Source organism: Clostridium sp. D43t1_170807_H7 (genome assembly GCF_015555905.1).
GTDB lineage: Bacteria > Bacillota > Clostridia > Clostridiales > Clostridiaceae > Clostridium.
In genome coordinates this window covers 40125-50236 of record NZ_JADNLK010000019.1, presented here as the reverse complement: position 1 = coordinate 50236, position 10112 = coordinate 40125, and the positions used below count along the sequence as shown (strand labels likewise).

Below are 10112 nucleotides of genomic sequence, written 5' to 3'. Positions count from 1 at the left end.
CGTCTTAAGACGCAAGCTAGTAATTTGCCCTTATAGGGCTCATGAAAAACCACCAGCTTAGCTGGTGGATATTTATTGTACACTTAATTATAAAAAAATTAATAAAGTATATTGTTGAAATATTAAAATGATAAATATGTGAAAAATGGCAATTGAGATTTTTGTATATAATAAATCTTTTCTTAAATATTAATTACACATAAAATGCAAGAAAAAATATTAATAATTCATAAATTATTATATAATTTTACTTTAATATGTATTAAATACATAAAAATGCAGGATTTTAAATATATTCTATCATAACCTCTTTGAATTACTAGAAATATATGGTACAATTATTATTGATGTAAATAAATAGTAAAAAGGGGGCTATATTTATGGAAAAAATTAAAATGACCACTCCATTAGTTGAAATGGATGGAGATGAAATGACTAGAGTTATTTGGAGTATGATAAAAGAGGAGTTACTAAATCCTTTTATCGATTTAAAAACTGAATATTATGACTTGGGGATAGAATACAGAAATGAGACTGATGACAAGGTAACAGTTGAAGCTGCAGAAGCTATAAAGAAGTATGGAGTAGGAGTAAAATGTGCTACGATAACTCCAAATGCAGATAGAATAAAAGAATATAATTTAAAAGAAATGTGGAAAAGTCCTAATGGAACTATAAGAGCAATTTTGGATGGAACAGTTTTTAGAGCACCTATTACTGTTAGTTCAATAAAGCCTTTTGTTAGAACATGGGAAGCACCAATTACAATAGCTAGACATGCTTATGGGGATATTTATAAAAATGTTGAAATGAAAATTGAAGGAAAAGGAAAAGCAGAATTAGTTTTTACTGATGAAGAAGGAAAAGAAAGTAGAGAAACTATTCATGAATTTAAGGATAGTGGAGTAGTAATGGGAATGCACAATACTAATAAATCAATATCTAGTTTTGCTAGAAGTTGTTTTAATTTTGCATTAGATACGAAGCAAGATATATGGTTTGCATCTAAGGATACTATTTCTAAAAAATATGATCATACTTTCAAAGATATTTTTAATGAAATATTTGAGGAAGAATATAAAGAAAAATTCAAAGAAGCTAATATTGAATATTTTTATACATTAATTGATGATGCAGTTGCAAGAGTTATTAAATCTAAAGGTGGATTTATTTGGGCTTGTAAAAATTATGATGGAGATGTTATGAGTGATATGGTTGCAACAGCCTTTGGATCTCTTGCAATGATGACCTCTGTTTTAGTATCACCTGAGGGATATTATGAATATGAAGCAGCCCATGGAACAGTACAAAGACATTATTATAAACACTTAAAAGGTGAAGAAACTTCAACTAATTCAATGGCCACTATTTTTGCATGGACAGGTGCACTAAGAAAAAGAGGAGAATTAGATGGAAATGAAGATTTAGTTTCTTTTGCTAATAGATTAGAAAAAGCATCATTACAAACAATTGAAGATGGAGTAATGACTAAAGACTTAGCAATGCTTACTGATTTAAAAGAAGTTAAAACTGTTAACACATATGAATTTATTAAAGAAATAAGAAATAGATTACAATAAAATACAGAAAATGGTTACGCCTCCGGGGTTAATCCAATATTTGGATTAACCCCGGAGGCACAACCATATATTGGATTAAAGTTGAAAGCATAATTTGTTATGGAAAGCATAAAATAAGCGTAAAAGTAGCAAAGGAGGGAAGAAAAATGTCACATAAGAATAATAAAAATTCAAAGGATAATAAAAAGTCAAGTCAAAAGACTAGATCTGAATTACAAAAAATGAGAGTAGAAACTGCCAATGAAGTTGGATACTCTAAAGAATCAAGAAAATTAGGTAAGGATCAACCAAGGCCAGATAGTGCTCAAAAAATAGGTCAGTAGTATAGTAATTAAATTTTGGTAGTGATAATATTAAACTTTAAAAATACATAGTGAATAGTAAAAAAGGAGTGTTTAGCAAGAAACACTCCTTTCGCTTAATATATTAAATTATGGATTTAATATAAAAATTATATACCAATCCAGTTAGTTTTTATTTTTAAAATGCCCAGTTTCCATTAGAGAAAATTTGAACAGTTTCTCCGCTTTTATTAATTCCGGTAATTTCAAGATCACTAGTTCCAATCATAAAGTCAACATGAATAACTGAGTTATTAACACCTATTTTTTCTAGCTCTTCTTCTGAATATTTATCTGCATCTTTTACACAAGATTCATAAGCTCTACCAAAAGCTAAATGACAAGCTGCATTTTCATCAAATAATGTATTAAAGAATATTAATTTTGAATTAGAAATAGGTGAGTCATAAGGAACAAAAGCAACTTCTCCTAGGTATCTAGCACCTTCATCACTATCAAGCATTTGCTTTAATACATCATAACCAGTTTCAGCAGTAAAATCTACAGCTTTACCATCTTTAAAAGTAATAGAGAAATTATCTATTAAATTTCCACCGTAGCTTAATGGCTTAGAAGAGTAAACTACCCCATTAACTCCAGTTTTCTTAGGTAAAGTAAATACTTCTTCAGTTGGCATATTTGCATTAAAAGGTATTCCTTTAACATCTCCTTCAGAACCTCCAGCCCAAATATGACCTTCTGGAAGTTCAATATTTAAGTCAGTTCCATTTGAAGATTTTAAATGTACGCTTTTAAAGTTATTGTCATTCATAAATTTAATTTTTTCTTCTAAGTAAGCATTATGTTTCTCCCAAGCAGTTACTGGATTTTCAGTATCAACTCTTACTGTTTTAAATATTACATCCCATAAAGATTCCATAGCTTCTTCATCACTTGCATTAGGGAATACTTTTTTAGCCCATGAAAGTGTAGGAACTGATAATACACACCAACGACATTTATTAGACATAGAGTTATCGTAGTATTCCTTTAAAGCTGTAGTTCTGGCTTTTTGAGATGTACCTATTTTGTCAACTGAAACTCCTTTTAATCCATCAGGATCACTTGCAGCTATTGAAATAAAGCAAGCTCCTTGTCTGGCATAATAATTATATCCTTCAGCCATCCAAGCTGGATAGTCAGCAATAGTTTCTAAAGAACTATTTTCTAATTTTATTTTAGTTAGTTGTTGATCACCATAATGTACAACTACATCTTTAGCACCTGCTTTATAAGCTTCTTCTGCAATAAGTCTAGCAAATTCTGCAGTTTCAATTGGTGAAGTAATAACTAATATATTATCTTTTTGAATATTAACGCCTGTATTTACAGCTAATTTAGCATATTTTTTTAATAAATTTTTATCCATATATAGCCCTCCTATATTGTTTATTATAGTAAATTATACCACATAATTAGGTCAATTAAATAAGTTTAATATATATACTTTAATTATTTGTATTAATTATGTTATTTATTATTTTTTATAAAAAAGGTTATAATTTATATTTTTAATAGGGTAATAAACTTGTAAGAAGGCACAAAAATAACTATAATTATTACTACACATATAATATGAAAAGGAAGAAAGCCAATGAAAAATTTATTAATTAACTTAGTAGAAAAAAATAAAAAATATACACAAGATGGTAAACTTGCATCATATATACCAGCTCTTTTAAAAGCAAATAGCGAAGACTTAGGACTGTGTGTATATGATATAAAAAATAATGAACAATACTGGGCTGGAGAAAGCGATGTTAAATTCACTATTCAAAGTATTTCAAAGGTTGTTAGTTTAATAATTGCACTTAATGATAACGGTAGAGAAAACGTATTTAAAAAAGTAAATGTTGAGCCAACAGGAATGGGATTTAATAGTATAGTAAACTTAGAAATAAGAAATCAGGATAGACCATATAATCCAATGATTAATGCTGGAGCTATAGTAACAACATCCCTTATTTTTGGTGAAAATGAAGAGCATAAATTACAAAGAATACTAAACTTTTTAAGAAGAGCAACTAATAATCCTACAATAGATATAAATAGAGAAATATATGAAAGCGAAAAAGCTACAGGAGATAGAAACAGATCTTTAGCTTACTTTATGAAAAGCTCTAATATATTAGAAGGAAATGTAGAAGAAATATTAGATCTTTACTTTAAACAATGTTCAATTGAAGCTACAGCTAAGGATTTGGCAATGTTTTCAGCAGTAATTGCAAACGATGGAGTAGCACCTTGGAATGATGAAGTTTTAGTTTCAAGAGAAGTATGTAGAATAGTTAAAACAATAATGGTTACTTGTGGTATGTACGATGCATCAGGAGAATTTGCAGTACATGTTGGGGTTCCAGCAAAATCGGGAGTTGGAGGAGGAATAATTGCCACAGTTCCTAGAAGATTTGGAATAGGCATATATGGTCCAGCTTTAGATGATAAAGGAAATAGTATTGGTGGAATACATATATTAAAAGATTTATCAGAAGAATTAGAACTTAGTATATTTTAATGTAAATATGTTATAATTACTAAATAATAGTTTAAAAAATATATAAAGAAAAATACTGGAGGAAAGAATGGAAAGATTACTGATTTTAGATTCAAACAGTTTACTTAATAGAGCATTTTATGCAATACCACCATTAACAAATAGTGAAGGAATTCATACTAATGCAGTTTATGGATTTACAAATATGCTATTTAAAATGAAGGAAGAAATAAAGCCAGATTACATAGTTGCAGCTTTTGATAGAAAGGCTCCAACATTTAGACATAAAGAATATGAAGATTATAAAGCTGGTAGAAAAAAGATGCCTCCAGAATTAGCAGAACAATTTCCACTTATTAAAGAAGTACTTAACTTATTAGCAATTAATATTTATGAAATAGATGGATTTGAGGCAGATGATATAATAGGAACATTAGCTAAGTTTGCTGAAAGTAATGGAATTGAAGTTTTCATAGTAACAGGAGATAGAGATGCTCTTCAACTTGCTACTGACAATATTAAAGTAGTTATTACTAAAAAAGGTGTTACAGAAACAGCTGTATATAATAGAGAAGCTTTTGAAGCTGAATTTGGTGTTACACCAACTCAATATATAGATGTAAAAGGGCTTATGGGAGATAAGTCAGATAATATTCCAGGAGTACCAGGGGTAGGTGAGAAGACAGCATTTAAGCTTATTTCTACTTATGGTTCCATGGAAGGAGTACTTTCACATATTGATGAAATAAGTGGTAAGAAACTTAAAGAAAACTTAGAGACTTATAGTGAACAAGCAATTTTCAGTAAAAAGCTTGCTACAATTATGACAGAAGTTCCTATAGAATTTGACTTAGAAGATATTAAGAGTCAAGAAAACTATAATAGAGAAGAGCTTAAAAAATTATTCTTTAAACTTCAAATGAAATCTTTATTATCAAAACTACCTGGTGAAGATGTTGAAGAGGAAGAAGAGGTAGCAAAAGTAGAGATCAATGAAGTAAATACAGTAGATGGTTTTAAAGAAGCTTTAAAAGAAAAAGAAAATATTGCTTTTATAGCATATAGTACATCTAACGCTAATCTTTATTCTAAAATTGAATTAGATAAATTATATCTAAACTATGGAGAGAAAGTTAGCTTAATTGATTTTAAAATAATAACTATGGAAAATCCAACTGAGGCTATAAATACATTAAAGAGCTTCATGGAAAATGAAAAAATAGCTAAGGTAATACATGATGGTAAAAATTTAGTAACTATATTAAATAAAATGAATATAGAAATAAAGGAATTCATATTTGATACTGTAGTAGCTGCTTATCTTATAGATTCTGCTAAAAGCAATTATCCTTTAGAAACTTTAATTAATGAATATTTAATGAAGGAAGTTAAAGGAGAAAATGAAGAATTAATTTGTAATGCTATTTCAAATATGAAAGAGCTTTATGAATATTTAAAAGAAAGAATAAATAAAGAAGGAATGGATGAACTTTATTATGAAGTTGAGCATCCACTTATATCTATTTTATCAAGTATGGAAGCTATAGGATTTAAGGTGAATAGAGAAAAACTTGATGAACTTGCTGTTAAATTTAAAGAAGAAATATCTACAACAGAAAAAGAAATATATGAGCTTTGTGAAGAGGAGTTTAACATAAGTTCACCAAAGCAGTTAGGAAAAATTCTTTTTGAAAAATTAGATTTACCAGTAGTTAAAAAGACTAAAACAGGATATTCAACTAATGCAGAAGTATTAGAAAAACTAATGGATAAACATCCTGTTATAGAAAAAATTATTTACTATAGACAAATAACAAAGCTTAACTCTACATATGTAGAAGGACTTAAGAACGTTATAGATGAAGATGGAGCTATTCATTCAAGCTTTAATCAAACTGTTACTACAACAGGTAGATTATCAAGTACAGAGCCAAATCTTCAAAATATACCTGTTAAATATGAAATGGGTAGAGAGATAAGAAAAGTATTTATACCAAAGGAAAGTACAGATGTATTATTATCTTGTGACTACTCTCAAATAGAGCTTAGAGTACTTGCACATATGTCAGATGATAAGAATATGATAGATGCATTTAATCACCATAGTGATATTCATACTAAAACTGCATCAGAAGTGTTTAAAGTTCCAGTTGATGAAGTTACATCTCTTATGAGAAGTAGAGCAAAGGCTGTTAACTTTGGAATAGTATATGGAATAAGTGACTTTAGTCTTTCTCAAGACTTAAAGATAACTAAAAAAGAAGCTTCAGAATATATGGAGATTTACTTTGATAGATATCCAAAAATAAAAGGATATTTAGAAAGTGTTAAAGAAGAGGCAAAAGAAAAAGGTTATGTTTTAACAGTATTAAATAGAAGAAGATTTATACCAGAAATAAAATCTTCAAATAAGATAGTAAAAGCTCTTGGAGAAAGACTTGCAATGAATGCACCAATTCAAGGAAGTGCAGCAGATATTATTAAACTTGCTATGGTTAAGGTTTATAATAGATTAAAGAAAGAAAATTTAAATAGTGAAATAATTCTTCAAGTACACGATGAACTTATTTTAAATGTTAAAGAAAATGAATTAGAAGTTGTTAAAGCATTAGTAAAAGAAGAGATGGAAAATGTACTAAAGATGTCAGTTACATTAGAAGTTGATACAAATATAGGTAATACATGGTATGATGCAAAATAGGGGGTAAATATGATTAAAATAGGATTAACAGGAGGGATAGGGTCAGGAAAAAGTACCGTATCATTTATGTTAAAGGAAGCTGGATTTAATATAATAGATGCAGATGTAATAGCTAGAGAGGTACTTGTTAAATATCCAGAAATATTAGAAAAAGTTAAAATTGGATTTGGAGCAGGATTTTTTGATTGGAGAGGTGACTTCCGTAGAAAGGAATTTGGAAACCATATATTCAGATTTCCTAAACAAAGAAAAAAATATGAAGAGATAATATTACCATATATAAAAAGAGAAATATATGAGAATATAGATAAATTGGAAAAGAAAAAAGCAGATTTTGTTATTGTAGATGCGCCTACATTAATAGAGAACGATTTGCATAAAGATATGGATTATGTTATCTTAGTTTGGGTAGATAATAATACGCAAATTCAAAGAGTAAGATCAAGAGATACATTATCAAGGGATGAGGCTATAAATAGAATTAATGCTCAAATGCCTTTAGAGAGGAAAAAAGATTTTTCTAATATAGTTATAGAGAATAATGATACTTTAGCTAAGACTAAAGAGCAGGTTGACTTACTAATAGAGTTTTTAAAGTCTATTTAATCTATTTCAAAGTAGGGAGAGGGAATGAAGTTTAAAAAAATTATAATATGGCTTGTAGTTGCCATTGTGATTTTAGTTGGTGGAAAGTACAGTATTAAAAAATATCTATATCCGTATAAGTATGAAGAAATAGTAAATAAATATAGTTATGAATATAATTTAGATCCACTTTTAGTTTTAGCAGTTATAAAAACAGAAAGTAATTTCAATAAAGATGCTGAATCTAGTAAGGGAGCTAAAGGCTTAATGCAGATTATGGATTCCACTGGAGAATGGATTGCCAGCAAGTTAGAAATTGATAATTTTAATACTAATATGCTTTATGAGCCTGAAATTAATATTGAATTTGGATGTTGGTATTTAAATAACTTGCTAAAGGAGTTTGGCGATTTAAGTTTAGCATTAGCAGCTTATAATGGTGGAAGTGGTAATGTAACAAAATGGCTTAATGATCCGGAGTATTCAAGTGATGGAGAAAACTTAACATACATTCCTTTTAAAGAAACGAAAAAGTATGTTGATAAGGTTAGTACACGATATAATATTTATAAATTTCTTTATGAGTAAAAGGAAGCCTAAAGAGGCTTCTTTTTTTCAGTGACAAGTTTGGCAAGTTACCTAACTTGCCACTTGTCACTGTATAAATTGCGTCGCAATTTATACGTAATTGTGTTATAATCGTTAAGACAATTTTGAAAAGGTGTGAAATAATATGAAGGAAAAGGTAGAGTTTAAAGGTAGCGTGGTTTTAAATCCGGTACCAGTTGTTTTAATAACATCTAAAAATAAAGAAGGAAAAGAAAATGTTTTTACTGTAGGATGGATTGGAACAGTATGTACTAAACCACCTATGTTGTCAATATCCATAAGACCTGAGAGATTATCTTATGAATATATAAAAGAAACTATGGAATTTACAGTTAATTTACCAAGTATAGATATGACAAAAGCAGTTGATTATTGTGGAGTAAGACCAGGAAGAAAGTTTGATAAGATAAAAGAAATGAACTTTACAATGAGAGAGGGAACTAATGTGGATGTTTCATATATAGATGAATGCCCGATTTCTATTGAGTGTAAGGTAAAAAGTATAATTCCTCTTGGAACTCATGATTTATTTATTGCAGATGTAGTTGGCTCTCACATAGATAAAGATTTAATTGATGAAAAAGGAAAAATACACTTTGAAGAAGCTAATTTAATTACATATTGTCATGGTGAGTATTTTAAAATGGATACTAAAGCTTTAGGTAAGTTTGGGTATTCAGTAGCTAAAAATCCAGTAGTGAAAGAGAAAGGTAAAAAGGAAAATACAAAGAAAGAAATTAGTCTAAATAGCAAGAAAAAAATTAAGGAAAAATCTAATGTTAGTAAAGAAGAGAAATTTACTAAAAAAGACGTTAAAAATAAAAAGAGTAACAAAAATAAAGGTAAGAAAAACTTTAGTTCAAAGAAAAGTGCTAAAGCTGTAAAGAAAAAAGCAAATAAAGCTAGATAAAGAGAGGTTGATTTTATGTTTATAATTTCTTATAAATTACCATATGAAAAATTAGATGCTACAATTGAACTTTTAGCTATAAACGATATATATAATGTTTTTTATGAAAATCCATTAGAAATAACAACTGATAATTATGGATATGGATATTTAGAGAAAGAGGATGAAGAAATAATTCTTAAGGTTGCTTTTGAGGGTGAAAAAGAAGGATTAGATGAGTTTAAGGATAACTTAAAAGATATTCTAAAAATGGATTACATAAATATTGAAGAAAATAATTATGATTATACTACATATGATTTCCCAGCAATACATTTAGATGATAAATATGTTATAGCAAGTCCAGATGAAGAGTTTGAAGGGAAAACAAAAATTAACTTCATTTCACAAGGAGCTTTTGGGACTGGATTACACGAAACAACTCAAGATATATTAAAGTTGATTTTAAATAAATTAGATATGAAAGAAAAGACAGTATTAGATATTGGAACAGGATCAGGAATACTTTCTATAGCTTCAGCAATAGCAGGTGCTTCAGAAGTAGTAGCAGTTGACATAAGAGATGTAGAAGATGAAGTTATGCTAAATGCATCATTAAATAACTTAAGTAATATAGAAGTTGTTGTTGGAGATATATTAGAGAATAGCAATTTAGTTAATAAGAACTTTGATTGGATATTTATAAACATTGGTGGAGAAGAAACTAAAATGTTTATGAAATATATAAAAGAACATTTAAACCCTAATGGAGATATATTAGTTTCAGGGCTTGTAGAATGGAGCTTTGATGAAGTAAAAGAAAATGTGGAGAGTTATGGATTTAAACTTGTAAGCAGACATCAAACTAATGAATGGGTTACTGCAGTATTTAATTAATATTTTAATGCAAAAA

General features: G+C 28.4%; 9 protein-coding genes. 8 read left to right on the top strand and 1 reads right to left on the bottom strand.

Going from position 1 to position 10112, the window contains the following annotated elements; translation table 11 throughout:
- The first annotated feature begins 380 nt into the window (after nucleotides 1–380).
- Complete coding sequence (locus tag I2E98_RS12115; RefSeq protein ID WP_195469156.1) at nucleotides 381–1580, top strand: NADP-dependent isocitrate dehydrogenase; 1200 nt, start codon at nucleotides 381–383, stop codon at nucleotides 1578–1580.
- Nucleotides 1581–1726: 146 nt separating this feature from the next.
- Nucleotides 1727–1903 (top strand): small, acid-soluble spore protein, alpha/beta type, encoded by a 177-nt coding sequence (locus I2E98_RS12110; protein ID WP_195469155.1) that lies wholly within the window; start codon nucleotides 1727–1729, stop codon nucleotides 1901–1903.
- Nucleotides 1904–2060: 157 nt separating this feature from the next.
- On the opposite strand, the gene I2E98_RS12105 is transcribed toward I2E98_RS12110, so the two are convergent.
- On the bottom strand, nucleotides 2061–3290 hold the full coding sequence (locus I2E98_RS12105; RefSeq protein WP_195469154.1) for an aminopeptidase: 1230 nt from the start codon (nucleotides 3288–3290) through the stop codon (nucleotides 2061–2063).
- A gap of 225 nt (nucleotides 3291–3515) precedes the next feature.
- Between I2E98_RS12105 and glsA the strand changes: the two genes are divergently transcribed.
- From glsA to I2E98_RS12075, 6 genes are all read left to right on the top strand, one after another.
- Nucleotides 3516–4436 carry a glutaminase A gene (gene glsA, locus I2E98_RS12100; RefSeq protein ID WP_195469153.1) on the top strand — a complete coding sequence of 307 codons (921 nt, stop codon included), beginning with the start codon at nucleotides 3516–3518 and terminating at the stop codon, nucleotides 4434–4436.
- A gap of 67 nt (nucleotides 4437–4503) precedes the next feature.
- The gene (polA, locus tag I2E98_RS12095; protein WP_195469152.1) at nucleotides 4504–7116 is read left to right on the top strand and encodes a DNA polymerase I; all 2613 of its coding nucleotides are present in this window, start codon (nucleotides 4504–4506) and stop codon (nucleotides 7114–7116) included.
- Nucleotides 7117–7125: 9 nt separating this feature from the next.
- Nucleotides 7126–7722 carry a dephospho-CoA kinase gene (gene coaE, locus I2E98_RS12090; RefSeq protein ID WP_195469151.1) on the top strand — a complete coding sequence of 199 codons (597 nt, stop codon included), beginning with the start codon at nucleotides 7126–7128 and terminating at the stop codon, nucleotides 7720–7722.
- Between the two features lie 24 nt (nucleotides 7723–7746).
- Nucleotides 7747–8289 (top strand): lytic transglycosylase domain-containing protein, encoded by a 543-nt coding sequence (locus tag I2E98_RS12085; protein WP_195469150.1) that lies wholly within the window; start codon nucleotides 7747–7749, stop codon nucleotides 8287–8289.
- Nucleotides 8290–8434: 145 nt separating this feature from the next.
- Entirely contained in the window at nucleotides 8435–9220 is a 786-nt protein-coding gene (locus I2E98_RS12080) for a flavin reductase family protein (protein WP_195469149.1), read from the top strand.
- 15 nt (nucleotides 9221–9235) lie between these two features.
- Complete coding sequence (locus I2E98_RS12075) at nucleotides 9236–10096, top strand: 50S ribosomal protein L11 methyltransferase (RefSeq protein ID WP_195469148.1); 861 nt, start codon at nucleotides 9236–9238, stop codon at nucleotides 10094–10096.
- Nucleotides 10097–10112: the final 16 nt, after the last annotated feature.

Bases quoted from the DNA above. Each gene is read 5' to 3' on its own strand.
- I2E98_RS12080 (WP_195469149.1), top strand. From the start codon at position 8,435: ATGAAGGAAAAGGTAGAGTTTAAAGGTAGCGTGGTTTTAAATCCGGTA.
- glsA (WP_195469153.1), top strand. From the start codon at position 3,516: ATGAAAAATTTATTAATTAACTTAGTAGAAAAAAATAAAAAATATACA.
- I2E98_RS12110 (WP_195469155.1), top strand. From the start codon at position 1,727: ATGTCACATAAGAATAATAAAAATTCAAAGGATAATAAAAAGTCAAGT.
- coaE (WP_195469151.1), top strand. From the start codon at position 7,126: ATGATTAAAATAGGATTAACAGGAGGGATAGGGTCAGGAAAAAGTACC.
- polA (WP_195469152.1), top strand. From the start codon at position 4,504: ATGGAAAGATTACTGATTTTAGATTCAAACAGTTTACTTAATAGAGCA.
- I2E98_RS12085 (WP_195469150.1), top strand. From the start codon at position 7,747: ATGAAGTTTAAAAAAATTATAATATGGCTTGTAGTTGCCATTGTGATT.
- I2E98_RS12075 (WP_195469148.1), top strand. From the start codon at position 9,236: ATGTTTATAATTTCTTATAAATTACCATATGAAAAATTAGATGCTACA.
- I2E98_RS12115 (WP_195469156.1), top strand. From the start codon at position 381: ATGGAAAAAATTAAAATGACCACTCCATTAGTTGAAATGGATGGAGAT.
- I2E98_RS12105 (WP_195469154.1), bottom strand. From the start codon at position 3,290: ATGGATAAAAATTTATTAAAAAAATATGCTAAATTAGCTGTAAATACA.